Source organism: Aeromonas sp. s4 (assembly GCF_040907855.1).
Classification (GTDB): domain Bacteria; phylum Pseudomonadota; class Gammaproteobacteria; order Enterobacterales; family Aeromonadaceae; genus Aeromonas; species Aeromonas caviae.
Genome location: NZ_JBFOCP010000045.1, coordinates 26,918 through 52,197 on the forward strand (window position 1 = coordinate 26,918; position 25,280 = coordinate 52,197).

Consider the following 25,280-nt stretch of genomic DNA (forward strand, 5'->3'; position numbering starts at 1 on the left):
TCGCCAGTTCTTCCCGCTCGTCTGTCACGAGCCCCTCTCCCCCGGCCTGCCGAGCCTCACTTCCGGCCAGATCCTGCCAGACGCTCGCCATGGCTTTTCTCTGCGCCGGGCAGGGGCTCTCGTGGCCTCTGCACACTCCTTCGAGAGGCCGGGCTGCGTGCGTGCCCGGAACCGGGTTGAGGCGCTCCAGCACCTGATGAGGCGAGGGGGGCGCGATGTCGGGTCTTTGCCATGGCTTGCTCCGCTTGTTCGGCCATTGCCTCCCGGTTTCACACTCCCGGGCATCTTTTGCCCTTCCGAAGGTCCGCTTTTTCCCCCGTGGGGTCATTTACCCGGATTTATCCGATTTTTACTCCGTTTTACTTAACAAAATGAGTGTAATCGTTTACATCTGTGTGAGCGGGATCGCCGATCACCGGGCAAAACTCTCCTACACTGCAGTGGTTTTCAGCGTGAATGCAGGGAGAAGTGAAGCATGCTCAGGGAGATAGTGGCCCGTCAGGATTGGCAGACCCAGGGGATCACCGCCGTGAACCGGTTGCCAGCCCATACCCCCTTGTCCAGTTGGCGCAGTGAAGGGGAAGCCAGGATGGGGGGGTTGTCACCTTCCCGCCTGCTGCTGGACGGCGAGTGGCAGTTCTCCTGGTTCGAGGCCCCGGAGCGGGTGCCGGAGCAGTGGCTGGTGGAGGATCTGCCGGATGCCTGCCCCATCAAGGTGCCGGGCAACTGGCAACTGGCTGCGGCCTACCCGGGGGCGCGGCCCGTCACGGATGTGCCCATCTACACCAACATCAAGTACCCCTTTCCCTGCGACCCGCCCCGGGTGCCTGCCGAGAATCCCACCGGTTGCTACTCTCGCGAGTTCACCGTTGCTGCGGACTGGCTGGCCGAGGGGCAGACCCGGATCATCTTCGACGGGGTGGACAGCGCGTTTCACCTCTTCTGCAACGGCCGCTGGGTCGGCTACTCCCAGGACAGCCGGCTGCCGGCGGAATTCGATCTGACCCCCTTCCTTCAGGCCGGGGCCAACCGCCTCGCCGTCCTGGTGCTGCGCTGGTCTGACGGCTCCTATCTGGAAGATCAGGACATGTGGCGCATGAGCGGCATCTTCCGCTCCGTCAGCCTGTTGCACAAACCGGTCCGTCATTTGATGGATATCCGGGTGACGCCCGAGCTCGACGCCTGCTACCGGGATGCCCGCCTCAAGGTTGAATTGCAGGCGGCCAACGGAGCCGGTCTGTCGGTGGAGGCCAACCTCTATGATGGCGACGAGCGGGTGGCGACCCTGCGCCAGCAGATCGGCACCCAGGCCATCGACGAGAAAGGGGTGTATGACGATCGCGCCGAGCTGTGCCTGACGGTAACGGCCCCACACAAGTGGAGCGCCGAGACCCCGCACCTCTATCGCCTGACCTTGACTCTGCTGGACGAGCAGGGAAGTGCTCTCGAGAGCGAGGCCCATGACGTGGGCTTTCGGGCGGTGGAGATCCGTGGCGGCCTGCTGCGGGTCAACGGCCAGCCCCTGCTGATTCGTGGTGCCAATCGCCATGAACACCATCCCGCCACGGGTCACGTGGTGACCCCGGCCGACATGGAGCAGGATCTGCTGCTGATGAAGCGGCACAACTTCAACGCGGTGCGCTGCTCCCACTATCCCAATCACCCCGAGCTCTATCGCCTGTGCGACCGGCTCGGCCTCTATGTGGTGGACGAGGCGAACCTGGAGACCCACGGCATGACCCCCATGGGGCGGCTGGCGCGGGATCCCGCCTGGAGCAACGCCTTCCTGGAGCGGGTGACCCGCATGGTGGCCCGGGACTTCAACCACCCCTGCATCATCATCTGGTCCCTGGGGAACGAATCCGGTTATGGCCCGGCCCACGACGCCATGTATCGCTGGGTGAAGGGGGCGGATCCCAGCCGCCCGGTGCAGTACGAAGGGGGCGGGGCCGACACCCCGGCCACCGACATCATCTGCCCCATGTATGCCCGTACCCATCAGGATCAACCCTTCCCGGCGGTGCCCAAGTGGGCGCTGGCCAAGTGGATCGGCCTGCCGGAAGAGACCCGGCCGCTGATCCTGTGCGAATACGCCCACGCCATGGGCAACAGCCTGGGGGGCTATGCCCATTACTGGCAGGCATTTCGCGATCATCCGCGGCTGCAGGGTGGGTTTGTCTGGGATTGGGTCGATCAGGGGCTGGACAAGCAGACCGACGATGGCCGCCATTTCTGGGCCTATGGTGGCGATTTCGGCGACACTCCCAACGATCGCCAGTTCTGCTGCAACGGCCTGCTGTTCCCCGATCGCACCTCCCATCCTTCCCTGTTTGAAGCCCGACGTGCCCAGCAGCCCTTTGTTCTGACCCTGCAGGGTCGCCAGCCGCTGACGGTGGAGATCCGCAGCGAATACCTGTTCCGCGAGACGGACAACGAACGCCTGCAGTGGCGTCTGTGTGAAGACGGCGTGGTGGTGAGCCAGGGTGAATGCCCGCTCGAGCTGGCCCCCCGGGGGAGCGTGACGCTGACCCTGCTGGAGCAACTGCCGGCCTTTGCGCCGGGGGCGCTCGCCTGGCTGGATCTCGCCATCGTGCAGCCCACCGCCACGGCCTGGGCCGGAGCGGGTCACGAGGTGGCTCGCCAGCAATGCCTGTTGCCCGCGCCCCTGGCGCTGCCGTCGGCCTGCCCGGCGGTCAGCCTGACCGAGCAGCGCGATCACTGGGTGCTTGGCGCCGCAGATTCCCTGTGGCAGCTCGACAAGGCCAGTGGTCGCATCGTCAGCTGGCAGAAGCAGGGCCGGGAACGGCTTCGCGACGCCATCGCCGATCACTTCTATCGGGCGCCGCTCGACAACGATATCGGCACCAGCGAGGCGGATCACGCCGATCCCAACGCCTGGATTGCCCGCTGGCAGGAAGCCGGACTCAATGATCTGCAGCACTGCTGTCTCGGCCTGGAGGCGAGTCCGGAGCTGGGTCTCATCACGGCGCACCACGGCTACTTCGTGGGTGACGAACCGAAGATCCTGACCCGCTGGCATCACAGGGTGGACGGGGAGGGCGCCATGCACCTCGCCATCGAGGTGGAGGTGGCCGCCGACATGCCCTCCCTGCCGCGCATCGGTGCCCGGCTCTGGCTGGCTGATGAACCGGCCGAAGGTGCCCCGGTGAGCTGGCTGGGGCTTGGCCCCCACGAGAATTACCCGGATCGACGGCTCGCCGCCGATCTCGGTCGCTGGCAATTGCCCATCGAGGCGTTGCACACCCCTTATGTCTTCCCCACCGACAACGGACTGCGCTGCGATACCCGCGCACTGCAACTGGGGGATCTGGCGGTGGAGGGGCGCTTCCACTTCAGCGTCAGCCGCTACAGTCAGCAGCAGCTGGCCGAAGCCCGTCACCAGACCGATCTGGTGGCTCTGGGGGGCACGCACCTGTGCCTCGATGGCTTCCACATGGGGGTAGGAGGCGACGACTCCTGGAGCCAGAGCGTGCGGCCCGAGTTCTGGCTGTTGCCGGGGCGTTATCACTGGCACTGCCGTCTGAGCTAGCCGGACCCGCCGTCGCGAGATGGCGAGACTCAAAGGCGGTTTCTCACGTAACTATTTAATTTTTAACAATATTACGGCTATGTAACAGAGTGTAAACGTTTTCATTTTGTTGCCAGGATCACAGACCGCCTCACAACAAACTGATTACATTAGGCTGGCGCCAGCTCAAACGGTGTACAGCATTCCCTACAAAAAACAGATAGAGATCGGAGCATAACAATGAAAAAACTCACGACAGTTGCCACCTTGCTGATGGGACTGATGGCGGGAGCCCAAGCCCAGGCCGATACCCGTATCGGGGTCACCGTCTACAAGTACGACGACAACTTCATGGCCGTGGTGCGCAAGGCCATCGAGAAAGAAGCGGCGGCCACCCCGGGTGTGGAACTGCTGATGAACGACTCCCAGAACGACCAGTCCAAGCAGAACGACCAGATCGACGTGCTGCTGGCCAAGGGCGTGAAGGCCCTGGCCATCAACCTGGTTGACCCGGCGGCGGCCCCTGTCGTGATTGAGAAAGCCCGTGCGGACGAGATCCCCGTGGTCTTCTACAACAAGGAACCGAGCGCGGCTGACCTGGCCAGCTATGACAAGGCCTACTACGTTGGCACAGACTCCAAGGAGTCCGGAATCATTCAGGGCCAGCTGATCGCCAAGCACTGGAAAGCGCACCCCGAGTGGGATCTGAACAAGGATGGCGTCATCCAGTTCGTGCTGCTCAAGGGTGAGCCTGGTCACCCGGATGCGGAAGCCCGCACCACCTACGTCGTCAAGACCTTGAACGATGGCGGCATCAAGACCGAGCAACTGCACATGGATACCGGTATGTGGGATACCGCCATGGCCAAGGACAAGATGGATGCCTGGATCTCCGGTCCGAACGCCAACAAGATCGAAGTGGTCATCGCCAACAACGATGGCATGGCGATGGGCGCCGTGGAATCTCTGAAGGCCCAGGGCAAGACCGCCATCCCGGTGTTCGGTGTTGACGCCCTGCCGGAAGCCCTGGCCATGGTCAAGAGCGGTGCCATGGCCGGTACCGTGCTGAACGATGCGGCCAACCAGGCCAAGGCCACCTTCGAGCTGACCAAGAACCTGGCCGAAGGCAAGCCGGCCGGTGAAGGCACCAACTGGAAGATCGACAACAAGGTCGTCCGCGTTGCCTACGTGGGCGTAGACAAAGACAACCTGTCCCAATTCGAGTAATTCCTCCCCTCAGGGCAAGGGAGATCCCCTTGCCCTCTTTTCAACCAGATGTGATGGCTGATATGACAACACGGCAACAATCAGAATGGCTGTTGGAGATGATTGACGTCAGTAAGAGCTTTCCTGGCGTCAAGGCACTCGATAATGTCAATTTACGGGTCCGTCCTCATTCTGTGCATGCGTTGATGGGCGAGAATGGCGCAGGGAAGTCCACGCTGCTCAAGTGCCTGTTCGGCATCTACGAGAAGGATCAGGGCAAGATCTTCTTCAAGGGACAGGAGATCAACTTCACCTCGTCCAAAGAGGCGCTGGAGAATGGCGTTTCCATGGTGCACCAGGAGCTGAACCTGGTACTGCAACGCACCGTGATGGACAACATGTGGCTCGGCCGCTATCCCACCAAGGGACTGTTTGTCGACCACGGCAAGATGTATCAGGACACCAAGCATATCTTCGAGGAGCTGGACATCGACATCGACCCCAGGGTCAAGGTCGGCACCCTGTCGGTTTCCCAGATGCAGATGATCGAGATTGCCAAGGCATTCTCCTATGACGCCAAGATCGTCATCATGGACGAACCCACCTCCTCCCTGACCGAGAAAGAGGTCAACCATCTCTTCAAGATCATCAACAAGCTCAAGGAGAAGGGGTGCGGCATCGTCTACATCTCCCACAAGATGGAAGAGATCTTCCAGCTCTGTGACGAGATCACCATATTGCGGGATGGCCAGTGGGTGGCGACCCAGCCCCTCAAGGGCATGACCATGGATCAGATCATCGGCATGATGGTCGGCCGCGAGCTCACCCAGCGCTTCCCGGAAAAAACCAACCAGCCCAAAGAGGTGATCCTCGAGGTCGAGCACCTGACGGCCAAGAACCAGCCTTCCATCAAGGACGTGACCTTCAACCTGCACAAGGGGGAGATCCTCGGCATCGCCGGTCTGGTGGGGGCCAAGCGCACCGACATCGTGGAGACCCTGTTCGGCATCCGCGATCGCAGCGAAGGGACCATCAAGCTGCACGGCAAAGAGGTGGCGAACCACAACGCCCACGAGGCGATCCAGAACGGCTTCGCCCTGGTGACCGAGGAGCGCCGCTCCACCGGGATCTATTCACGCCTCGACATCGCCTTCAACTCCCTGATCGCCAACATGGACAACTACAAGGGATCCATGGGGCTGCTCAGCGACAACAAGATGAAGAGCGATACCCAGTGGGTCATCGACTCCATGCGGGTCAAGACACCGACCCAGCAGACCCAGATCGGCTCCCTCTCCGGTGGCAACCAGCAGAAGGTGATCATCGGTCGCTGGCTGCTGACCCAGCCCGAGATCCTGATGCTGGATGAACCGACCCGGGGTATCGACGTCGGCGCCAAGTTCGAGATCTACCAGCTCATCCTGGAGCTGGCGAAGAAGGACAAGGGCATCGTCATCATCTCCTCCGAAATGCCGGAACTGCTCGGCATCACGGACCGCATCATGGTCATGAGCAATGGCCGGGTCGCGGGGATCGTCAACACCAAAGAAACTGACCAGAGCGAGATCCTGCGCCTGGCATCTCTGTACCTATAAAGACAGGAAGACATTATGGAGTCGGCTAAAAATTTCAATCTGATGCAGGCGCTCAAAGAGAACGGCATCTATGTGGTGTTGCTGGTGTTGCTCATGATCATCGTGATCAAGGAGCCATCCTTCCTCAGCCTCACCAACCTCAGCAACATCCTGACCCAGTCCTCGGTACGGGTCATCATTGCCCTCGGGGTGGCGGGCATCATCATCACCCAGGGTACTGACCTGTCGGCCGGTCGTCAGGTCGGTCTGGCGGCGCTGATCGCGGCCACCATGCTGCAGGCCCTGACCAACGTGAACAAGGTCTTCCCCACCCTGGGGGAGGTGCCCATTCCGGCGGTGATCCTCCTGGTGTGCGTGGTGGGGGCCCTGATTGGTCTGGTCAACGGCCTGATCGTCGCCTACCTGAACGTGACGCCCTTCATCACCACCCTGGGCACCATGATCATCGTCTACGGTATCAACTCCCTCTATTTCGACTCCGTGGGTGCTTCTCCGGTGGCCGGGTTTGATCCTCGCTTCTCCAACTTTGCGCAGGGCTTCATCCGGATTGGCGGGTTCAAGCTCTCGTACCTGACCTTCTATGCGGCCATCGCCAGCGTCTTCGTCTGGGTGCTGTGGAACAAGACCCGCTTTGGCAAGAACATCTTCGCCATCGGTGGCAACCCGGAAGCGGCCAAGGTGTCCGGTGTCAACGTCGCCGTCAACCTGGTGGTCATCTATGCCCTGGCCGGTGTCTTCTACGCCTTCGGCGGCATGCTGGAAGCGGGGCGGATCGGCAGTGCCACCAACAACCTCGGCTTCATGTACGAGCTGGATGCCATCGCGGCCTGCGTGGTGGGGGGCGTTTCGTTTGCCGGCGGTGTGGGAACTGTCGCGGGTGTGATCACCGGCGTACTTATCTTCACGCTGATCAACTATGGTTTGACCTACATCGGTGTCAGCCCTTACTGGCAGTTCATCATCAAGGGCGGCATCATCATCCTGGCGGTAGCCCTGGACTCCATGAAGTACGCCAAGAAGAAGTAAGCATTGGCAGGGAGGGCCGGGTCATCCCGGCCCTTTCTCTTTGGAGGGACCCATACCATGGCATTCAAAGTCAAAATCAACGTGCTGTTGCTGCTCGCCATTCTGGTCACCATCGGTACCGCCTGGTTCAGCGTCAACCACTTCATCAGCGGCTACATCCGCACCCAGGCCACCCAGAACATCAACGAGCAGATCACCCTGGTCAGGGAGAAGCTGGCGGGTGACATCAACCAGAAGGTGCTGCTGGCCGCCAACCTCAACCTCGGGGTGACCAGCGTCAAGAAGGCGCTGCAGGAGACCGGCTTTCACAACATCGTCAAGCTCATTGGCGACATGGCATTCGACGCGAACGGGGTCATCGACGACAAGGCCAGGGTTGACGCCCTGCGCAAGCTGATCCCCGCCGCCAACAACCAGATCACCGTCAGCCCGCTGGAGCAGCTGGACGGCAAACCCGTCATCTCCATCCTGGTGCCGCGCGGTGCAGACTCCGCCTACCTCTACTACCTCGACATGAGCGAATTCAAGACGCTGCTGACCAAGGTAAGCGGAGAAGGGCGTTACTTCTCCCTCACCGACAGTCAGGGACAGGTGCTCTACAGCAGCAAGCCCCAGGGAGAGAGCGAGAGCCGCCCCAACAAGCTGGATATTCGCGGCAGCGAGTGGACCCTGACCGGTTATGTGGATCTCGACTATATCCGGGCCATGACCCAGGCGCTCAACGGCAAGATCACCCTGGCCCTGCTCGGGGTGGCGGCGCTGGTACTGGCCCTCTCCATGGTGGCCCTCAACCTGGCCTATAGACCCATCCTCTCCCTGCGCGACCTGGTGCAGGAGCTCTCCCAGGGCAATGGGGATCTGACCCGTCGGCTCACGGTGACCAGCAAGGATGATCTCGGCCAGATCTCGGCGGGCATCAACCGTTTCATCGAGCAGTTGCAGGGCATGATGGGGGAGGTGAGACAAGCGAGCGGCCAGCTCAATGAAGGGATATCGGCATTGGCGAGGCAGACGGGGTCAGCCCAGGGCCTGCTGGCCGAGCATGTGCGGGAGACCGAACAGGTGGTCACCGCCATCAACGAGATGAGCCGTACTGCCGTCTCGGTATCGGAGAGCGCGGCCAATACTGCCCAGCTGACTGGCCAGAGCCAGCAACTGGCCAACCAGTCGCGTCAGGTGGTGGATCAGGCCATGGCCAGCGTCACTGCGCTGGTGACGGAGGTGGAGACCACGGCACACTCCATCGAAGCCATGCAGCAGGATGTGCAGCAGATAGGCTCGATTCTCGGGGTCATCGGTGGCATCGCAGAGCAGACCAACCTGCTGGCCCTCAACGCCGCCATCGAGGCGGCCCGGGCCGGGGAGCAGGGGCGGGGGTTTGCGGTGGTGGCGGACGAAGTGCGCTCTCTGGCGGGGCGCACCCAGAAGAGCACTGCCGAGATCCAGACCATGCTGACCAGGCTGCAACGGGGCACCCAGACCGTGGTGGCCGCCATGGGCAACACCCGGCAGAGTTGCCAGGATGCGGCGGAAAACACCAGCAAGGTGAATGCGTCACTGGATCTGATGGCGGGAGAAGTGGTGGAGATCAACGATCTCATCAGCCATATTGCCACGGCCGCAGAGGAGCAGAGTGCCGTCGCCGAGGAGATCAATCGCAACATGAGTGCCATCGCCGAGGTGATCACCCAGCTCAAGGGGAATGGCGAGCGCACCGTGGACAGCTCGAACGCCATGCAGCGCACCTATGACAGGCTGCGGGAGATAGTGGGGCACTTCCGGCTGGAATAGCGCCGGCTGGGCGAGTCCCGGGTACCCTGGCCAGCAACATCGTGGCCGGGGTGACCCATCAGCGGGCAGACGTGAAAAATACCCAAAAAAGATGGGGGCGACTTGCGTCGCCCCCGATAGTCTTATCGCTCATATCCTTGAACGAAGTTGCTCCCTGCAATCCCTGACTATACCTCTTCCTTTAGGTTTCCCCTTCCCAATCCTTTGGGGTGTCCTTTAGCCATCATGGCCTGACGAGTCATCCGTTCCCGTCGCACTTTCTCCGTCCTGGGAGGTGTCCTTTACCACATCCTGTGGTGAGTCCATTTGCCCAACCCTGGCAGCCAGTCTTCCTGACCGACTTCATTGCGTCCGTGCAGGAGTAACTATAAGGATTTCGCGCAGGGCGACAATGACATGCTGAAAAACGTTTTATTCAAACTGGTTTCCCGCGAAAGGATAATGAAGTTATCTTTTTTAAAATCATGGCTTTAATGATCTCTCATGCTGTTTTTTCACGCGCATCTTCCGACTATGGCGAGAATTTTGTTGGCACTTTACTTACTCAGTCGATGGCGAATATCTCACAAGGCGTTTAACTGCGGTTCAGAATCCGGGGAGGCCGATCAGTGTCGATCGCAGATGAGGGTGGAGGAGAGCAACGGGCATGATGCAGGTGGCGTGGTCCGGATCCCATTCAGGAGATAAAGGAGGGAGAGCGGGGATGACCCAAGAGGAGATCGCCTCCCCTTGGGCGAGAGGGTCAGGGATGCTGGCTGCCACCGTGCCATTGGCATAGGTAGGCGGGGACCAGCATCTGGGGTGCCTGGTCAACGTGACAGACCACCAGCGGCATGGCGGGGGCTCCCTGGGCATGCACCAAGGCCGGTGTCATGGGCAGGACCAGGGCGACGAACAGAAACAGCGACGGGATCTTCATGGTTATCTCCTTGGTGACGGGAACGAATGTGACAAGCATCACTTTTTGAGTTAAGGCGAACCCGAAATCGGCGCAAGGTGACTGAAAAAATTCAACTAATGAAAAAACTTTGAATCCCGGTTGCACTCCGGTCGGTGAAAAAGCCGCCATCAGGATGCGTGCAAAATGCATATCCATATAAAAGAGATAGTGCACACGACTTGGCGATGAGGCTCGCCATCTGGCCCGGGCAGGCCGCCATGATCTGGGACAAGAGATGGATTATTCAGCGATAAAGGAGCAGGTGATTATTTATGTGAGAGCAAACGGGATGACAAGCGAGGATAAATTCAAAGGTGGGTGAAGTTTATTCAAAAAATGAGCGTTTTGATTTTAATATAATGATTTGTTTGATGTTTTTTATTGGTGGCTATCCATTTTTGGATATCATGGGTGAATGGAATTGCGTTCTTTGTGGAATATATTGGGGCTTTATTGCGTATTTATGCCGGATGGAGGGTGAGGGAAATGTCAGATATGTAAACTCCATCATAAATTAACTTCTGAATTTATGCAGTCTCGGGTGAATGTGATCAATGTCCAAGTTTGGTGGAGTTGCCAGACCTAATCTCTGCGTCGAAAGGCAAGGGCAGGATAGAACACAAGCCGAATACCCTACATAAAGAATATCCCGCCTTAGCCACGAGCCTGAATAGAAGGAATCTATTCAATCACTCGCAGGGACCACTGCTAGACGGAATATCATCATGAGCAAATTTTATGTAGGTTCTGAAGTTGGCCAGTTGCGCCGTGTCATGTTGCACCGCCCCAACCTCAGTCTGAAGCGTCTGACCCCTTCCAACTGCCAGGATCTGCTGTTTGACGACGTCCTGTCCGTGGAACGTGCCGGTCAGGAGCACGACAAATTCGCTCAGGTACTGCGCGATCAGAATGTCGAAGTCTTCCTCCTGACCAATCTGCTGGCGGAAACCCTGGACGTGCCGGAAGCCAAAGCCTGGCTGCTGCAACACCAGGTCTCCGACTATCGCCTCGGCACTGCCCTGGCCAACGACGTGCGCTGCTTCCTGGCGGACATGCCTCACCGCGAGCTGGCCCGCATCCTCTCCGGCGGCCTCACCTACTCCGAGATGCCCTACAGCGGCGTCAACATGGTGGTCGGCATGCATGCCCCGACCGATTTCATCATCGAACCGCTGCCCAACCACCTCTTCACCCGCGACACCTCCTGCTGGGTCTATGGCGGTGTCTCCATCAACCCCATGGCCAAGGCCGCCCGTCGTCGCGAGACCAACCACGTGAAGGCCATCTACCGCTGGCACCCGCAGTTTGCCGGTCAGGAGTTCATCAAGTACTTCGGTGACGAGGAGCGCGACTACGACAACTCCACCATCGAAGGGGGCGACGTCCTGGTCATCGGCCGTGGCGCCGTGCTCATCGGCATGTCCGAGCGCACCACGCCACAAGGGGTGGAGCACCTGGCCCGCAGCCTGTTCAAGCACGGTCAGGCGAAACAGGTCATCGCCATGGAGCTGCCGAAACACCGCAGTTGCATGCACCTCGACACCGTCATGACCCACATGGATGTCGACACCTTCTCCGTCTATCCGGAAGTCATCCGCAAGGATGTGAACTGCTGGAGCCTGACCCCGGGCGGTGCCACCGGGATGAACATCAAGGAAGAGGGTTACTTCGTGACCGCCATCGAGAAAGCGCTGGGGGTGGATCAGCTCAGGCTCATCACCACCGGCGGCGACAGCTTCGAGGCCGAGCGGGAGCAGTGGAACGACGCCAACAACGTGCTGACCGTGCGCCCCGGCGTGGTGGTGGGTTACGAGCGCAACACCTACACCAACGAGAAGTACGACAAGGCCGGCATCACTGTGCTGCCCATCCCGGGTGAAGAGCTGGGACGTGGCCGCGGCGGCGCCCGCTGCATGAGCTGCCCGATGGAACGCGACGGCATCTGACAAGACGGCGTGGCGCCGGCAGAGGCTGGCGCCACACACACCCGAATTCGAGAGTAACACCCATGAAAAAACCAACTGTCGTCGTCGCCCTGGGGGGCAATGCCCTGCTCCGCCGCGGTGAACCTCTGGAAGCCGACATCCAGCGCAAGAACATCGCCACCGCCGCCAAGACCATCGCCCGCATCGCCGAGGATTACAACGTGGTGCTGGTGCACGGCAACGGCCCGCAAGTCGGCCTGCTGGCCCTGCAGAACAGCGCCTACACCAAGGTCTCCCCCTATCCCCTGGATGTGCTGGGTGCCGAGTCCCAGGGCATGATCGGCTACATGCTGATCCAGGAGTTGAAGAACCTGATGCCGAGCCGCAACGTCACCGCGCTGCTGACCCAGGTGCAGGTTGATCCGCAAGATCCGGCGTTTGCCAACCCGACCAAGTTCATCGGCCCCGTCTACGAAGAGGCGGAAGCCCGCACCCTGGCTGCCGAGAAGCACTGGGTGGTCAAGGCAGACGGCAAGTTCTTCCGCCGCGTGGTGCCGTCCCCGCTGCCCCAGCGCATCGTCGAAGGCGACGCCATCGAAACCCTGATCGCCCAGGGTCACCTCATCATCTGTACCGGTGGTGGTGGCATCCCGGTGACCTGGGATGGCCAGAGCCTGACCGGCATCGAGGCCGTCATCGACAAGGACATGTCTGCCGCCTACCTGGCCAAGCAGATCAAGGCCGACGCCCTGCTGATCCTGACCGATGCCGATGCAGTGTATCTGGATTGGGGCAAGCCGACCCAGCGTCCGCTGCGGGTCACCAGCCCGGACGAGCTGGCTGGCGTCAAGTTCGATGCTGGCTCCATGGGGCCCAAGGTCGAAGCCTCCTGCGAATTCGTCAAGGCGACCGGCGGCATGGTCGGCATCGGCTCCCTGGAAGATGGCCTCGCCATCCTCAAGGGGGAAGCCGGCACCAACATCGTCGCCACCAATACCGTCAATGCCTGAGCCAAGGCTCTGGTCTGAACAACTGCGTAGTCAATAACACTGCCAAATTGGTCTGAACAAATATAGAGAGAACTCATCATGGCTTTTAATCTGCGTAACCGTAACTTCCTGAAACTGCTGGACTTCACCCCTCGCGAAATCCAATACATGATCGATCTGGCCATCGACCTGAAGAAAGCCAAATACGGTGGCTATGAGCGCAAGCATCTGGTCGGCAAGAACATTGCCCTGATCTTCGAGAAGACCTCCACCCGTACCCGCTGTGCGTTTGAAGTGGCGGCCTTCGACCAGGGCGCGCAAGTTTCCTACCTCGGCCCAAGCGGTTCCCAGATCGGTCACAAGGAGTCCATGAAGGACACCGCCCGGGTACTGGGTCGCATGTATGACGGTATCGAATACCGTGGCTACGGTCAGGAGATAGTGGAAGAGCTGGGTGCCTACGCCGGTGTGCCGGTCTGGAACGGCCTGACCAACGAATTCCACCCGACCCAGATCCTGGCGGACTTCATGACCATGCTGGAGCACGGCAAGGGCAAACGTCTGGATCAGATCAAGTTCGCCTACCTGGGTGACGCCCGCAACAACATGGGCAACTCCCTGATGGTGGGTGCCGCCAAGATGGGCATGGACATCCGTCTGGTGGCGCCGAAAGCCTTCTGGCCGGAAGAGGAGCTGGTTGCCACCTGCCGCCTCATCGCCGAAGAGACCGGTGCGCGCATCCACCTGACCGAAGACGTGAAAGAGGGTGTGCTGGGTGCCGACTTCCTCTACACCGACGTCTGGGTCTCCATGGGTGAAGCGAAGGAAGCCTGGGATCAACGGGTCAAACTGATGACCCCGTATCAGGTCAACATGGATGTCATCAACGCGACCAAGAACCCGGATGTGAAGTTCATGCACTGCCTGCCGGCGTTCCACAACGACGAGACCACCATGGGCAAGGAAGTGGCCGACAAATATGGCATGAAGGGCCTGGAAGTGACCGAGGACGTGTTCGAATCCGAGCACAGCATCGTGTTCGACGAGGCGGAAAACCGGATGCACACCATCAAGGCAGTGATGGTGGCTACGCTGGGCGACTGACGTCGTCAGTGGTGCCGGGGGGTGACCCCCGGCTTTTCAACCATGTGACAGCGGCATAATACCTCCAACCCTACGACCCGCAGCCTGCATGGATACCACACCCACAGAAGGAAGCTGGACCATGACCAAATTCAAGTTCCCGTCAGCCTACACGATACTGTTTGTGCTGATCGCCCTAGTGGCCGCCCTGAGCTGGATAGTGCCGGCCGGCAAATACGAGATGACCATGAACGAGGCCCTCGGCAAGGAAGTGCCGGTGGCCGGTACCTACAAACTGGTGGATGCCAATCCCCAGGGGATCGTCGACGTGCTGCTGGCACCCATCGACGGTCTCTACAACCACGACACCTACGAAGCTGGCGCCATCGACGTCTCCCTCTTCATCCTGATCATCGGTGGCTTCCTTGGCATCGTGACCAAGACAGGTGCCATCGATGCCGGTATCGAGCGCGTCACCGATCGCCTGCGTGGCCGTGAAGAGTGGATGATCCCCATCCTGATGGCGCTGTTCGCCGCAGGGGGCACCATCTACGGCATGGCGGAAGAGTCCCTGCCGTTCTACACCTTGCTGGTGCCGGTGATGATGGCCGCCCGCTTCGACCCTGTCGTGGCTGCCGCGACCGTGCTGCTGGGAGCCGGTATCGGTACCCTGGGCTCCACCATCAACCCGTTCGCCACCGTGATCGCCGCCAACGCGGCCGGTATCTCCTTCACCGACGGCATCTGGTTGCGGGTCGCCATGCTGGTGGCCGGCTGGCTGATCTGCGTGGCCTATGTGATGCGTTACGCCAAGATGGTGAGAAGCGATCCCAGCAAGTCCCTGGTGGCCGACAAGTGGGAAGAGAACCGTGCCCACTTCCTTGGCAACAAGAGCGACCAGATGCTGGAGTTCACCACCACCCGCAAGATCGTGCTGGGCATCTTCGTCGCCGCCTTCGCCGTGATGATCTACGGGGTGGCCGTGCTGGGCTGGTGGATGGCGCAGATCTCCGGCGTGTTCCTGGCTGCCGCCATCATCGTCGGTGTCATCTCCCGCATGAGCGAAGAAGAGCTGACCTCCAACTTCATCGACGGCGCTCGTGACCTGCTCGGCGTGGCCCTCATCATCGGTATCGCCCGCGGTATCGTGGTGGTGATGGACAACGGCATGATCACCCACACCATTTTGCACAGCGCAGAGGGGATAGTGACCGGCCTCTCCACCATCGTCTTCATCAACGTGATGTTCGTGCTGGAAGTGGTGCTCTCCTTCCTGGTGCCCTCTTCCTCCGGTCTGGCGGTGCTGACCATGCCGATCATGGCGCCGCTCGCCGACTTCGCCAACGTGGGCCGCGAGCTGGTGGTCACCGCCTACCAGTCCGCTTCCGGCCTGGTGAACCTGGTGACCCCGACCTCCGCCGTGGTCATGGGGGGGCTGGCCATTGCCAAGGTGCCCTATGTGCGCTGGCTGAAGTGGGTGGCCCCGCTGCTCGGCATGCTGACCGTGCTGATCGTGCTCTGCCTGAGCCTGGGCGCCGTGCTGGCATGAATGCCGACAGACATAGGGACAACAACGGGAGCCTGGGGCTCCCGTTTTTTATGGCTGGCAAGGCGGGGCGCCCGGCCTCTCACGTGGCTTGGCTCCTTGCCGCGCGGGCAACAAAAAGGCGACCCCGGGTCGCCTTCTGGCATCCAGCAGGGGTCAGCGGGCGTTTTCCAGGGTGCGCACCACGGCGGCGTGAGCCTGGCGGGTGCGGCTGATGTGGCGCGGGGCGATCAGTACCACGTCGTTGCCGGCCACGGCCCCCAGGATCTCGGGATTGGCGTTGCGATCCAGCAGGCGAGCCACCACGGTAGCGGCCCCCGGGGTGGTATGCACCAGCACCATCTGCTGGTTGTGGACCACGGCGCGCACCATGTCGTGGATGGAGCGGGTGCTGCCGGCGGGCTCCAGCTGCTCGTCCACCAGGGTGTAGACCTTCTTGCCGTTGGCGTTCTGGGCCTTGGCGACCCCGAGACGGCGCAGCAGGCGGGAGATGGTGGACTGGCTGATGTCCGCAAAACCGCGGGCGGAGAGCTCGCGGCGGATCTCCTCCTGGGTGCTGTAACAGTGCTGGCCGATGATCTGGCGGCAGGCGTCGAGCTGGGCCAGGTCGGACTCTGGTTCTGCTGGGCGGCTGAGGGTGTTGACCATGGCGACTTCCTTTGGCGATGAGCGATGGCGGTCTCGCCCAGTCTGTCGTTCCGGCTTTTCATAGCGAAAAACACTAATGAGGAGCACTCAAGCAGGGGATGAGCGAGGTATATCCATTACGGGATGGCAAATTATAACCAAAGGGGGAATAAGTGATGTGACAGGGTTCAAAAATGGGCCCGATGGGGCCCACATGGATATCTTTTGTCGGCAGGAAATCAGTAGCGTTCGCTGACGATGTCCTGGGTGAAGGACTTCTCGCAGTATTTGCACTTCATCCGCACCGCCCCTTTCACCTCGCGCACCCGGAAGTAGCTCTCCACCGGTTCGTTGTGGGAGATGCAGTTGGAGTTGGGGCAGTGGAAGACCCCTTCGATGAACTCCGGCAGCGCCAGTTGGTGCTTCTTCACCACCACGAAGTCTTCGATGATGTTGACGGTCGCCTTGGGGGCGAACAGGGCGAGCTGGTTGGCCTGCTGCTCGGTCAGACGGGTGTTCTCGATCTTGATGAGATCCTTCTTGCCGAGGGCGCCGGATTTGAGGTTGAAGCCGACGGTGATCCGCTCCTGGGTCTCGATCAGCTGGAACAGCTTGAGGATCTTGATGCCCTGGCCGGCGGGGACGTGGTCGATGACGGAGCCGTGGCGGATGGCTTCGACTTGCAGTTGGTTCTTCTCGGACATGATGTTCCCCTTTCCCTTAGACGGTTTCGTTCAGTACCAGTGCCAGCAGTGCCTGGCGGGCATAGACCCCGTTCTCCGCCTGCTGGAAGTAGTAGGCGTGGGGGGTCTTGTCGACGGCGACCTCGATCTCGTCAACCCGGGGCAGGGGATGGAGGATCTTCATGGTGGGCTTGGCCCCTTCCAGGGTCGCCAGCTCCAGCACGAACTTGGCGGCCATGTGCTTGTACTCGGTCTCGTCGAAGCGCTCCTTCTGGACGCGGGTCATGTAGAGGATGTCGAGCTCCGGCATCACCTCTTCCATGGTCTCGTGCACGCTGAAGCGGATGCCCTTCTCTTCCAGCTCCTCGCAGAGGTAGTCCGGCATGGCCAGGGCCTCCGGGGAGATGAAGAAGAAGCGGCAGTTGAACAGGCTCAGGGCCTGGGCCAGGGAGTGGACGGTGCGGCCGTACTTCAGGTCACCGACGAAGGCGACGTTGAGGCCGTCCAGCTTGCCTTGGGTCTCGTGGATGGAGAAGAGGTCGAGCAGGGTCTGGGTGGGATGCTGGTTGGAGCCGTCACCGCCGTTGATGACCGGCACCCGGGAGAACTCGGAGGCCAGACGGGCTGCCCCTTCCTTCGGGTGGCGCATCACCACCGCATCGGTGTAGGAGCTGATGATCTTGATGGAGTCGGCCAGAGTCTCGCCCTTCTTGGCGCTGGTGTTGCCGCCGTCGGCGAAGCCGATGATGTTGCCGCCCAGGCGCTGGACCGCGGTCTCGAAGGAGAGACGGGTGCGGGTGGAGGCTTCGAAGAAGCAACTGGCGACCAGCTTGTCTTTCAGCAGGCGGCTGTCGGGTTCGGCCTTCAACCGCTGTGCGGTGGCGACCACCAGTTCCATGTCGGACCGGGTCAGATCCGAGATGGAGATGACGTGTTTGTTATAGAGTGGATTGGTCATCGTCTGCATTCCCTTTGGCATCAATGAAGGTTTTTCCGGCACAAAAAAAAGCCCCTGAAACAGGGGCTCTTTTCAAAAAAAACGGGGGATCTGTGGGACGGGAACCGGAAACAACGGGGCCGCTCTGGTGCGCTCCACCCGTCTGCAAGGCTGCTTTTTTCATCAAAAACGGCATTGTCCTGTCCCGACCTTTTTCAAAACCGCACCGATTATAGGGCTGGTTTTTGAATTGTCAAAAATTTATTTCAAAGGCAGGATTTGCCCAGAAAAACGTTTAAGTGTCGCGAACGGGTCGACAAATCCAGAGTGCGTGCTGCGCCTGCAAGGGAGCGTCATCGGCGGCCATGCTGCGCAGGTAGCCGAGTCTGTGGTGCCCCTCCAGCAGGCAGTAGGGATGGGGCAGGGGGTGACCGTCCGGGTAGCAGGTTCCCGGGGCGGTGGCGAGGACGATGACAGGCTCGGACCAGGTGCCCCGGCGCAGCATGTCATCGCCGAGCCAGGAGCGGCGCACGTAGCGGTTGCTGCGCAGCATCTCGCCCCAGCGATCGATCACCTCCATGTGGCGGGAGTCTATCTGCTCGATAATCTGCGCGGTGGGCCAGTGCTCGCACTCGAACTGGTGGCTGGCGAGATCGATAAAGCTCCAGTTGGATTCAAAACCGCGCCAATGACGGTAAATCCACTGGGCGAGCACATTGGAGGGAATGGAGGGCACCAGGGGAGAGACTCTGTCCAGATAGTCGGCCAGGGTCTCCGTCTTGCGCTCATCCCGGAAGTTGAGGGGCGCAAGCTGTTGCAGCAGTCGGTAATTGAGCATGGGCAGCCTCCCTGAGCCTGGTTTCACCCTACCCCCATTTGTGTCCCATTCCTACCCCGTCGGGGCTGCAAATACAGCAGCTTACCCCCGCTCCTTGTTGGAATTGCGGGGATCTGCTCGTCATTTGTTCGATCGCATCGAAAGTGAGAAAAAAAGCCTTTACCTTTGACCTCCGCTTTGTATACTACGCCTCGTTTGTTGCAGGGGCGTAGTTCCAATTGGTAGAACAGCGGTCTCCAAAACCGATGGTTGCGGGTTCGAGTCCTGCCGCCCCTGCCATTTTTCAGAAAGGCCAGCTCATTGAGCTGGCCTTTCGCATTTCCGGCGTTTGCCACCGCCTCCGTTAGCCTCTTTTTCCCCGCTTCGCCGCTGCCATTTCTGCCAATGGAGGCCGCTTTTCCCCTGTGCTACACCTTGCTTCCTGCCAGATGGCGCCCTCAGGCGCATCGCATCCGGCGGGCCCAAGGCGCTTCAACAAGGAGAGAGCGATGAACAAGGCAGTGGATACGCGTCCCCCCCATGCCCATGCCGGTGGCTGGGTCCCCCGGGATCAGGCCCATGTGGCGCGCTGGGTACAGCGGCTGCGTCAGGCGGTCACCCGCCAGCCTCGCCCGCTGGTGGCCCCGATCGCCGGATTGAAGGCGCTGGTGGAGCAGGATCCTCTCCTGCATCAGCAGGCACAGGGGATGTTTGACGAGGCATGGCAGCACGAGCACAGCACGCCGCTCGGTCAGGTCCAGGTGCGCAGCTTCGATGAGTTCCTGCAGCTGCTCAACGGCATCATGACCACGGCCCCGGAAGCCTATCAGGATGTGCAGACCCAGGAGCCCGCCGGGCTGATCGGATTCCCCATCAATGCCCTGCTCAACTGGCCCATGGCGACGGCCGCCGGGTTCGACTTCTTTGCCAATGCGCTGGTGAACCAGCAATTGCGCAAGATCCTCGGTTACTGGGCCGACTTCCTGCAAAGTCCCGCGTCCCGTTATGTGCTGACCGAGTCGGTGAGCCCCCTGGATCGCCAGACCCTGATCGTCCCCTGGCTGGGTGACGTGGCGAAACGGGAGATGGTCAAGGTGGCGCAGGGGGCGCTCGGGGCCGGCGACAACCCCACCCCAGAGCGCTTCGAGGGGATCTTCCACACCGCGCCGGGAGAGGAATACGAGGGCTTCGCCAGCTGGGACGACTTCTTCACCCGCCGCTTCTGCCCCGGCGTGCGGCCGGTGACGGCCCCGGACGATGACAGCGTGATCGCCAACGCCTGCGAGTCGGCCCCGCTGCAGGTGGTGACCGGGGTAAGGCGGCAGGACGCGTTCTGGCTCAAGGGGCAGCCCTATTCTCTGGACAACCTGCTGGACTTTGACCCGCGCGCCGCCGCGTTCGAGGGGGGCACCCTCTATCAGGCCTTCCTCAGCGCCCTCAGCTATCACCGCTGGCACAGCCCGGTGAGCGGCACGGTGCGCTCGGTCAAGGTGGTCAACGGCAGCTACTACCTGGCCAACCGCCACCAGGGTTTCGACAGCCCGGCGGGGCCCGACCCCAGCGCCCCGAACCAGTCCCAGCCCTTCCTCACCGCAGTGGCGACCCGGGCACTCATCTTCATCGAGGCGGACAACCCCAAAATCGGCCTGATGTGCGTGGTGCCGGTGGGCATGGCGGAGGTGTCGAGCTGCGAGGTGACGGTGCAGCCGGGGCAGCGGATCGCGAAGGGGGAGCAGCTCGGCATGTTCCACTTCGGCGGCTCCACCCACTGCCTGCTGTTTCGCCCCGGGGTCGAGCTGGCGTTCGACTTCTACGGCCAGCAGCCGGGGCTGGAAGCGACCAACCTGAGGATCAACACGGCGCTGGCGCGGGTCAAATAACCCAGCCGCCGGACAGTAAAAGGCCGCCCTTGAGGCGGCCTTGTTGTTTGTCCATCAGATGGCGCCGACCTGCGTCTTGAGGGTTTCCACCAGCCGCTGGTGGCGGGCGGGGAGCGGCCACTCGGCGCGGTAGATCAGCCAGAGGGTGTCGATCACCTCAATGCTGCTCTGGATCACCCGGATCTGCTCCTGTTGGGCAAAGGCGGTGACGGCGAAGCGGGGCAGCACGGTAAAGCCGAGGCCGCGGGCGACTGGCTCCAGGATCAGGCCGATCTGGTTGGTAAAGCCGCGCAGCGGGATCTCGCCGAAGCGCTGGCCGGGATAGCGTCGTCCCAGCAGGCGCTGAGCCATGCTGCGGCCATCCGGGTGGTCAATAAAGCCGAGCTGACAGAGGTGCTGCCAGCTCGGCTCCTCGCCGTCGTTGGGTACAACCAGACAGAGGGGTTCGCGGGCGAAGGGCTCGGCGGCTATGCTGGGGTGCTCCGGCGGTTGATCCACCAGTCCCAGATCGCTGCGCCCCGCCAGTACCGCCTGCACTATGTCGGGGGTGGGGGCAAAGCGGTGCTGGATGGTGAGTCCGGGATGCTCCTGTTGCTGATCGAGCAGCAGGGGATAGAGCAGCAGGCCAATGCTGCCGGGGGTGGTGAGGGTGATGGCGCCGCGGTGAGGGTCGTCATCAGAGAGACGGGCTCGCAGCTGTTCGGCGGCCTGCGCCTGCTGGCGGGCGAAGTCGAGCAGCACCAGCCCGCGCGGGGTGAGCTCCAGCTGACGGGGCTTGCGTAGCAGCAGGGGGCCGAATTCGGCCTCGAGGCGCGAGATATGCTGACTGACGGCGGCCTGAGTGAGATCCAGCCGATCGGCGGCACGGGTAAAACTGCCGGTTTCATGCACCACCACCAGGGTGTGGAGCCAGAGTGGATTAACCATAAATTTAATTTATGTATTCCATTAGTTTGACCTTATTTTTCATTATGGCGTCTCTTCCTATCATGTCACCTGTTTCCCACACACAATTTCAAGGTGACTTATGACTTACCCGCGCAACTTCTCCCACATCGGCATCACGGTGACTGACCTCGACAAGGCAGTCGAGTTCTATACCAAGGTGATGGGCTGGTATCTCATCATGCTGGCGACCACCATCACCGAGGATGACTCCGCCATCGGCGTGATGTGCAACGACGTATTTGGCCCGGGCTGGGGCTCTTTCCGCATCGCTCATCTCTCCACCGGCGACAAGATCGGCATCGAGCTGTTCGAGTTCCCCAACAGCGAGCAGCGCGAAAACAACTTCGAATTCTGGAAGACCGGGGTGTTCCACTTCAGCGTGCAGGATCCGGATGTCGAGGGGCTGGCGGCGCGCATCGTCGCAGCGGGTGGCAAGCAGCGGATGCCGGTGCGCGAGTACTATCCGGGCGAGAAGCCCTACCGCATGGTCTACATGGAAGATCCCTTCGGCAACATCATCGAGATCTACAGCCACAGCTATGAGCTGACCTACTCCGCCGGTGCCTATCAGGGGTAAGTGACAGGCCGCCTTCGGGCGGCTTTGTGGTGCCTGCGGGTGTCAGCATGGAATAGTGAGCAGTCTGTTGCTGGTAGTGCGTTCTGTTGTTGATAGATGAAAAAATATCAGGATTCACTAAAGACCGTTCATGATTGTGCCGATAGAACTACCAAGATGGGGGTATTTCCGGCCCCCGGCTACCACAAGGATTCGTTGTCATGACTCTCTCGTTGCGCGGCAAGCTGCTCGCGGCCAGCCTGGGGGTAGTGCTGCTGATGGCAGCCCTGCTCGGTATTGTCGCCTTCCACACCCTCAAATCCCGCACCCTTGACGCCATCCAGAGCGAGGCGGTCAACTACGGCCACGCCCACTCGGTGGCCATCGGCAACTGGCTTGAGGATCGCAAGCACGCGGTCGACGCCCTGGCCGCTGTCATTGCGCGCGACCCCGACACGGCCCTGGTGCCCCACCTGTTGCAGACCCGCACCTCCGGCGGTTTCGGCCTCACCTATTTTGGTTCGGCGCAGGGGGAGATGACCCGCCACGATCCCGCCCTCAACACCGCCAACTATGACCCCAGGGCCCGCCCCTGGTACCAGAACGCCGACAAGGCGGGCAAGCTCATCGTCACGCCGCCCTATGTCAGCGTGACCATGCAGCAGATGGTGGTGACCCTGGCCGAGCCGGTGAGCCACCAGGGCCGGGTGATCGGGGTGGCCGGGGCGGATCTCTCCCTCGACGCCCTCATCGACGAGGTGCTGGCCATGAAGGTGCAGGGAGAGGGCTACGCCATGCTGCTCGACCGCACCGGCCTCATCGTCGGCCACCCGAACAAGGAGCTGGCACTCAAGCAGGTGGCGGAGCTGGATCCCGGTCTCACCGGGGCGGCGCTGGATGCGTGGAGCCGCGACGGCGAACTGCACGGCGCCAACCTGAACGGGCGCGAGGTGCTGCTCTCGGTGCAGGGCGTGCCCGGCACCGACTGGCTGCTCGCCATGGTGATGTACAAGGAGGTGCTGGAGGCGCCGCTCGCCTCCCTGCTGTGGCAACTGGTGGGGCTGACCCTGGTGCTGCTGCTGGTGTTCGGTGCCCTGCTCATCGCCATGTTCAACTACCTGTTCGCGGATCTGGGACGGGTCTCCAGGGCGCTCGCCGACATCGCCCACGGGGAGGGGGATCTCACGGTGCAGATCGCCACCCGCAGCCAGGATGAGGTGGGGCAGCTGGCTCAGAACTTCAACCAGTTCGTGGCGCGACTGCACGGCATCGTCAGCCGGTTGCGGGACGTCACCGTCGAGCTGGCGGCCCAGTCCCGCACCCAGGCGGCGGGGGCCGAGGCCCGCAGCCAGCGGGTGCGCCAGCAGCAGGACGAGATCGTCATGGTGGCCACCGCGGTGACCGAGATGGCCTCCGCCACCCAGGAGATCGCCGGCAACGCCGAGTTTGCCGCCAACACCGCCGGCGATGCGGTGCGCCTCGCGGTGGCCGGCCAGTCCCAGGTCGGCCAGAGCCAGCGCAGCATCACGGGGCTGGCGGGGGAGGTCTCCGACGCCAGCCAGACCATCCACGAGCTGGATGGCCACGCCCAGCAGATCAGCGGCATTCTGGCCACCATCAGCGGCATCGCCGAGCAGACCAATTTGCTGGCCCTGAACGCCGCCATCGAGGCGGCCCGGGCCGGGGAGCAGGGGCGCGGCTTTGCCGTGGTGGCGGACGAGGTGCGGGTGCTGTCGCGCCGCACCCACGACTCCACCGCCGAGATCCAGCAGATGATCGAGGCGCTGCAGCAGACCACCCGCAAGGCGGTGGGCGGCATGGAGACCAGCCGCCAGCTGGCGGGCACCAGCGTGGAGGACGCCGAAGCGGCGAATCTCAGCCTGGGCAGGATCAATGAGGCCATCGGCGCCATCAGCGACATGGCGACCCAGATCGCGGCGGCGGCCGAGGAGCAGACCTCGGTGACCGGCGAGATCAGCCGCAACACCGAGAATATCCGCCACGTCTCCCAGGCGCTGGCGGCCCAGGCTGGCGAAGAGGCCGCCCAGGCGGCCCAGCTCAAGTCTCTCACCGAGCGGCTGGAGCAGGAGATCGGGCGCTTCCGGCTCTAGGCTGCGACCCGGATGTGACAAAGGCGACCCCGGGGTCGCCTTTATTCATCCTGTGTATGGATATTATCTCACCATGCACCCGCTGAATAATGCCGGGGCCTGGCCCTGCAACGGGTGCAGGCAGAGGCTCAGAGGGGCTTGATGTAGCTGTAGAACTCGTTGTCCCGCTGGTAGCCGTGCCCTTCGTAGAGGGCCTGAGCCTGTCGGTTGTCGGTGGCGGTGCTCAGCATCAGGAAGGCGGCGCCCGTCTCCTGGCCGTGGCGATCGGCCCGCGCCAGCAGCGCCTGGGCCACCCCCTGCTGGCGGGCCGCCGGCGCCACGAACAGATCGTACAGCAGCCAGACGGGCTTCAGGGCGAGGGAGCAGAACAGGGGATAGAGGTGGGCAAATCCCAGCACCTCTCCCTCCTCGCTCTGGGCCACGAAGAGCACCGACTCCCCGGCGGTGCAGCGCTCCAGCAGGAAGGCTTCGGCGGCCTCGGGCCGGGCAGGCAGCTGGTAGAACGCCCGGTATTCCACGAACAGGGGGGTGACCCGGGGAATGTCCCCGGGGGTGGCCTGGAAGATCCTCATGGGGCGTTCCCCGCCGGATCCTGGTTGACCCAGATCATCCGGTCGGTGGCAAAGCCGAGCCCTCTGGCCCGCTCGACCAGGGCCTCTACCTTCTCTTTGGGGGGATGGGGCGTGCGGGAGAGGATCCAGAGGTACTGGAGGTTGTAACTGCTCACCAGGGAGAGGTCATAGTCCGTCGCCAGCACGTTGTAGCTGCCGTAGAAGGGGCCGAAGAAGCTCACCTTGAGGCGCCCCTCGTCGCTGTCACCCACGAAGTAGGCGCGCCCCTCGGCCTCGCGCCATTCCCCCTGTTCGTCCTGCCCCCGGTTGATCACCCTGACACCGCCGTCATCCCGCAGGCTGTAGGTGGCGGTGACCCGGTTCAGGCCGCGCTCGAAACCGTGATCGAGGCGGGCCACCTCGTACCAGGTGCCCAGGTAGCGGTCGAGCTGGAAGGGCTTGACCACTTGGTGTCCCGGTGGAATGCCGGTGCAGGCGGTGGCCAGCAGGGTCAGAACGAGCAGGATCAGTGTGCGCATG

At 61.8% G+C, this 25,280-nt stretch carries 20 protein-coding genes and 1 tRNA gene; 13 read left to right on the top strand and 8 right to left on the bottom strand.

Features of this window, described 5'->3' with window-relative positions; genetic code table 11:
- Positions 1-475: 475 nt before the first annotated feature.
- From AB5Y89_RS14945 to AB5Y89_RS14965, 5 genes are all read left to right on the top strand, one after another.
- Positions 476-3,550, top strand: coding sequence for a beta-galactosidase (locus AB5Y89_RS14945; protein ID WP_368224068.1), 3,075 nt, complete (start codon positions 476-478; stop codon positions 3,548-3,550).
- Between the two features lie 219 nt (positions 3,551-3,769).
- Entirely contained in the window at positions 3,770-4,756 is a 987-nt protein-coding gene (mglB, locus tag AB5Y89_RS14950) for a galactose/glucose ABC transporter substrate-binding protein MglB (protein WP_010676016.1), read from the top strand.
- A 53-nt stretch (positions 4,757-4,809) separates the two neighbouring features.
- On the top strand, positions 4,810-6,330 hold the full coding sequence (gene mglA / locus AB5Y89_RS14955; RefSeq protein WP_010676015.1) for a galactose/methyl galactoside ABC transporter ATP-binding protein MglA: 1,521 nt from the start codon (positions 4,810-4,812) through the stop codon (positions 6,328-6,330).
- A 15-nt stretch (positions 6,331-6,345) separates the two neighbouring features.
- Complete coding sequence (mglC, locus tag AB5Y89_RS14960; protein ID WP_010676014.1) at positions 6,346-7,356, top strand: galactose/methyl galactoside ABC transporter permease MglC; 1,011 nt, start codon at positions 6,346-6,348, stop codon at positions 7,354-7,356.
- Positions 7,357-7,413: 57 nt separating this feature from the next.
- Positions 7,414-9,147, top strand: a complete 1,734-nt coding sequence (locus tag AB5Y89_RS14965) for a methyl-accepting chemotaxis protein (RefSeq protein WP_010676013.1) — start codon at positions 7,414-7,416, stop codon at positions 9,145-9,147.
- A 742-nt stretch (positions 9,148-9,889) separates the two neighbouring features.
- Here the strand turns inward: AB5Y89_RS14965 and AB5Y89_RS14970 are convergent.
- The gene (locus AB5Y89_RS14970; RefSeq protein ID WP_103243883.1) at positions 9,890-10,066 is read right to left on the bottom strand and encodes a hypothetical protein; all 177 of its coding nucleotides are present in this window, start codon (positions 10,064-10,066) and stop codon (positions 9,890-9,892) included.
- 746 nt (positions 10,067-10,812) lie between these two features.
- On the opposite strand from AB5Y89_RS14970, the gene arcA reads away from it, so the two are divergent.
- The 4 genes from arcA to AB5Y89_RS14990 all read left to right on the top strand — a co-directional run bounded on the left by arcA (position 10,813) and on the right by AB5Y89_RS14990 (position 15,633).
- Positions 10,813-12,033: an arginine deiminase gene (arcA, locus tag AB5Y89_RS14975; RefSeq protein WP_010676011.1), complete on the top strand. Its 1,221-nt coding sequence runs from the start codon at positions 10,813-10,815 to the stop codon at positions 12,031-12,033.
- A gap of 62 nt (positions 12,034-12,095) precedes the next feature.
- Positions 12,096-13,022, top strand: coding sequence for a carbamate kinase (gene arcC, locus AB5Y89_RS14980; protein WP_039039634.1), 927 nt, complete (start codon positions 12,096-12,098; stop codon positions 13,020-13,022).
- Between the two features lie 78 nt (positions 13,023-13,100).
- On the top strand, positions 13,101-14,105 hold the full coding sequence (argF, locus tag AB5Y89_RS14985) for an ornithine carbamoyltransferase (protein WP_042864776.1): 1,005 nt from the start codon (positions 13,101-13,103) through the stop codon (positions 14,103-14,105).
- A gap of 121 nt (positions 14,106-14,226) precedes the next feature.
- The gene (locus tag AB5Y89_RS14990; RefSeq protein ID WP_010676008.1) at positions 14,227-15,633 is read left to right on the top strand and encodes a YfcC family protein; all 1,407 of its coding nucleotides are present in this window, start codon (positions 14,227-14,229) and stop codon (positions 15,631-15,633) included.
- Between the two features lie 153 nt (positions 15,634-15,786).
- On the opposite strand, the gene AB5Y89_RS14995 is transcribed toward AB5Y89_RS14990, so the two are convergent.
- The 4 genes from AB5Y89_RS14995 to AB5Y89_RS15010 all read right to left on the bottom strand — a co-directional run bounded on the left by AB5Y89_RS14995 (position 15,787) and on the right by AB5Y89_RS15010 (position 18,715).
- Positions 15,787-16,278, bottom strand: coding sequence for an arginine repressor (locus tag AB5Y89_RS14995; protein WP_039039633.1), 492 nt, complete (start codon positions 16,276-16,278; stop codon positions 15,787-15,789).
- Between the two features lie 218 nt (positions 16,279-16,496).
- Positions 16,497-16,961: an aspartate carbamoyltransferase regulatory subunit gene (pyrI, locus tag AB5Y89_RS15000; RefSeq protein ID WP_010676006.1), complete on the bottom strand. Its 465-nt coding sequence runs from the start codon at positions 16,959-16,961 to the stop codon at positions 16,497-16,499.
- 16 nt (positions 16,962-16,977) lie between these two features.
- Positions 16,978-17,898 carry an aspartate carbamoyltransferase gene (gene pyrB, locus AB5Y89_RS15005; RefSeq protein ID WP_010676005.1) on the bottom strand — a complete coding sequence of 307 codons (921 nt, stop codon included), beginning with the start codon at positions 17,896-17,898 and terminating at the stop codon, positions 16,978-16,980.
- 274 nt (positions 17,899-18,172) lie between these two features.
- Positions 18,173-18,715 (bottom strand): hypothetical protein, encoded by a 543-nt coding sequence (locus AB5Y89_RS15010; RefSeq protein WP_368224069.1) that lies wholly within the window; start codon positions 18,713-18,715, stop codon positions 18,173-18,175.
- Positions 18,716-18,917: 202 nt separating this feature from the next.
- Between AB5Y89_RS15010 and AB5Y89_RS15015 the strand changes: the two genes are divergently transcribed.
- A tRNA-Trp gene (locus AB5Y89_RS15015) sits at positions 18,918-18,994 on the top strand.
- Between the two features lie 209 nt (positions 18,995-19,203).
- Entirely contained in the window at positions 19,204-20,574 is a 1,371-nt protein-coding gene (locus tag AB5Y89_RS15020; RefSeq protein ID WP_368224071.1) for a phosphatidylserine decarboxylase family protein, read from the top strand.
- A gap of 54 nt (positions 20,575-20,628) precedes the next feature.
- Here AB5Y89_RS15020 and AB5Y89_RS15025 read toward each other — a convergent pair whose 3' ends face one another.
- Positions 20,629-21,501, bottom strand: coding sequence for a LysR family transcriptional regulator (locus tag AB5Y89_RS15025; RefSeq protein WP_049636044.1), 873 nt, complete (start codon positions 21,499-21,501; stop codon positions 20,629-20,631).
- A 100-nt stretch (positions 21,502-21,601) separates the two neighbouring features.
- Between AB5Y89_RS15025 and AB5Y89_RS15030 the strand changes: the two genes are divergently transcribed.
- A complete protein-coding gene (locus tag AB5Y89_RS15030; RefSeq protein WP_368224072.1) occupies positions 21,602-22,099 on the top strand; it encodes a lactoylglutathione lyase family protein in 498 nt (165 codons plus the stop codon).
- Between the two features lie 200 nt (positions 22,100-22,299).
- On the top strand, positions 22,300-24,189 hold the full coding sequence (locus AB5Y89_RS15035; protein WP_042015637.1) for a methyl-accepting chemotaxis protein: 1,890 nt from the start codon (positions 22,300-22,302) through the stop codon (positions 24,187-24,189).
- A gap of 128 nt (positions 24,190-24,317) precedes the next feature.
- Here AB5Y89_RS15035 and AB5Y89_RS15040 read toward each other — a convergent pair whose 3' ends face one another.
- Both AB5Y89_RS15040 and AB5Y89_RS15045 read right to left on the bottom strand, forming a co-directional pair.
- Positions 24,318-24,761: an N-acetyltransferase family protein gene (locus AB5Y89_RS15040; RefSeq protein ID WP_368224074.1), complete on the bottom strand. Its 444-nt coding sequence runs from the start codon at positions 24,759-24,761 to the stop codon at positions 24,318-24,320.
- On the bottom strand, positions 24,758-25,279 hold the full coding sequence (locus AB5Y89_RS15045; RefSeq protein ID WP_368224076.1) for a lipocalin family protein: 522 nt from the start codon (positions 25,277-25,279) through the stop codon (positions 24,758-24,760). The genes AB5Y89_RS15040 and AB5Y89_RS15045 overlap by 4 nt, the downstream gene beginning before the upstream one ends.
- Position 25,280 lies beyond the last annotated feature (1 nt).

Excerpts from the sequence above, each read along its gene's own strand:
- AB5Y89_RS14945 (WP_368224068.1), top strand. The coding sequence starts at position 476 with ATGCTCAGGGAGATAGTGGCCCGTCAGGATTGGCAGACCCAGGGGATC.
- mglB (WP_010676016.1), top strand. The coding sequence starts at position 3,770 with ATGAAAAAACTCACGACAGTTGCCACCTTGCTGATGGGACTGATGGCG.
- mglA (WP_010676015.1), top strand. The coding sequence starts at position 4,810 with ATGGCTGATATGACAACACGGCAACAATCAGAATGGCTGTTGGAGATG.
- mglC (WP_010676014.1), top strand. The coding sequence starts at position 6,346 with ATGGAGTCGGCTAAAAATTTCAATCTGATGCAGGCGCTCAAAGAGAAC.
- AB5Y89_RS14965 (WP_010676013.1), top strand. The coding sequence starts at position 7,414 with ATGGCATTCAAAGTCAAAATCAACGTGCTGTTGCTGCTCGCCATTCTG.
- AB5Y89_RS14970 (WP_103243883.1), bottom strand. The coding sequence starts at position 10,066 with ATGAAGATCCCGTCGCTGTTTCTGTTCGTCGCCCTGGTCCTGCCCATG.
- arcA (WP_010676011.1), top strand. The coding sequence starts at position 10,813 with ATGAGCAAATTTTATGTAGGTTCTGAAGTTGGCCAGTTGCGCCGTGTC.
- arcC (WP_039039634.1), top strand. The coding sequence starts at position 12,096 with ATGAAAAAACCAACTGTCGTCGTCGCCCTGGGGGGCAATGCCCTGCTC.
- argF (WP_042864776.1), top strand. The coding sequence starts at position 13,101 with ATGGCTTTTAATCTGCGTAACCGTAACTTCCTGAAACTGCTGGACTTC.
- AB5Y89_RS14990 (WP_010676008.1), top strand. The coding sequence starts at position 14,227 with ATGACCAAATTCAAGTTCCCGTCAGCCTACACGATACTGTTTGTGCTG.
- AB5Y89_RS14995 (WP_039039633.1), bottom strand. The coding sequence starts at position 16,278 with ATGGTCAACACCCTCAGCCGCCCAGCAGAACCAGAGTCCGACCTGGCC.
- pyrI (WP_010676006.1), bottom strand. The coding sequence starts at position 16,961 with ATGTCCGAGAAGAACCAACTGCAAGTCGAAGCCATCCGCCACGGCTCC.
- pyrB (WP_010676005.1), bottom strand. The coding sequence starts at position 17,898 with ATGACCAATCCACTCTATAACAAACACGTCATCTCCATCTCGGATCTG.
- AB5Y89_RS15010 (WP_368224069.1), bottom strand. The coding sequence starts at position 18,715 with ATGCTCAATTACCGACTGCTGCAACAGCTTGCGCCCCTCAACTTCCGG.
- AB5Y89_RS15020 (WP_368224071.1), top strand. The coding sequence starts at position 19,204 with ATGAACAAGGCAGTGGATACGCGTCCCCCCCATGCCCATGCCGGTGGC.
- AB5Y89_RS15025 (WP_049636044.1), bottom strand. The coding sequence starts at position 21,501 with ATGGTTAATCCACTCTGGCTCCACACCCTGGTGGTGGTGCATGAAACC.
- AB5Y89_RS15030 (WP_368224072.1), top strand. The coding sequence starts at position 21,602 with ATGACTTACCCGCGCAACTTCTCCCACATCGGCATCACGGTGACTGAC.
- AB5Y89_RS15035 (WP_042015637.1), top strand. The coding sequence starts at position 22,300 with ATGACTCTCTCGTTGCGCGGCAAGCTGCTCGCGGCCAGCCTGGGGGTA.
- AB5Y89_RS15040 (WP_368224074.1), bottom strand. The coding sequence starts at position 24,761 with ATGAGGATCTTCCAGGCCACCCCCGGGGACATTCCCCGGGTCACCCCC.
- AB5Y89_RS15045 (WP_368224076.1), bottom strand. The coding sequence starts at position 25,279 with ATGCGCACACTGATCCTGCTCGTTCTGACCCTGCTGGCCACCGCCTGC.